The sequence below is a fragment of the Peribacillus sp. P4_C12 genome, from assembly GCF_056402095.1.
Window position 1 is genome coordinate 1 of the sequence record NZ_JBFUIB010000897.1, and the last position, 1,090, is coordinate 1,090.

Here is a 1,090-nt window from a genome sequence, read left to right on the forward strand (position 1 = left end):
TTCACATACCGGGTTGCATGGATGGTCGATCAAAAAGCGAAAATTATTAAAGAAGCGGCAATGCTGAAGCTGTATGGTTCGGAAGTATATAACAGGGTCGCTGATAGAGCAGTTCAAATTCATGGAGGGATGGGATACATGAAGGATTATCCAGTCGAACGTTTCTATCGGGATGCACGAATTACTAGAATTTATGAAGGAACGTCCGAAATCCAGAAAAATATCATTACAGGACAATTAAAGAAAAATTATCAAAAATAGTTTAATGAGAAAATGGAGGGGTTATAATGGATTTACGTTTATCAGATGAACAAAAAATGGTACAAAAAACAATACGCAAGTTCGTGGAAAATGAATTAATTCCTTTGGAAAATGAAGTACTTCGTAACGAAATAGCAGGAAAACCTAGTTTACCTGAAGGGAAATTAATAGAATTACAGGAAAAAGCAAAAAAAGCGGGGTTCTGGGGCATTAATACGCCGGTGGAGTTTGGCGGGGCCGACTTAGGGCAGATGATGATGGCAATAGTCTTGATGGAAGTATCAAAAACGTTTGTACCTTTCAGCTTTGGCGGTTCTGCGGACAATATTCTTTATTATGGAAACGAAGAACAGAAAAAGAAGTATCTGATTCCTACGATTAATGGGGAGAAAAAATCCTGTTTTGCCATGACGGAGCCGGGAGCTGGGTCCGATACTCGAAATATTAAAATGACTGCGATAAAAGATGGCAATGAGTGGGTGCTGAATGGAGAAAAAACATTCATTACAGGTGGAAATGATGCCGATTTCGTCATGGTCATTGCTGTTACCGATAAAGAACTTCATCAAGAAACTGGTACAGAAGGGGTCACCTGTTTCATCGTAGATCGGAGCATGGGCTGGAAATCTGAGTATATCAACACGATGGGAGAATGGGGACCGGCTGGTTTAGTTTTCGATAATGTTCGGGTACCCGAGGAAAATATTTTAGGAGAAGTGCATGGCGGTTATAAACTTGGCCTTGAATGGAKTGGTTTTGCAAGATGGATCGTGGGGGCACGTGCTGTCGGTTCTTCAGAAAGATTGCTGCAAATGGCTATAGATTATGC

Annotated in this window: 2 protein-coding genes; both read left to right on the top strand. The window is 40.8% G+C overall.

Features of this window, described 5'->3' with window-relative positions:
• Nucleotides 1–261 (top strand): acyl-CoA dehydrogenase family protein (locus AC1DUW_RS30035; protein WP_477644340.1); only part of this gene is annotated, 261 nt, incomplete at its 5' end.
• Between the two features lie 26 nt (nucleotides 262–287).
• Nucleotides 288–1,090, top strand: an 803-nt coding sequence (locus AC1DUW_RS30040; protein ID WP_477644341.1) for an acyl-CoA dehydrogenase family protein, incomplete at its 3' end; no start/stop codon positions are given.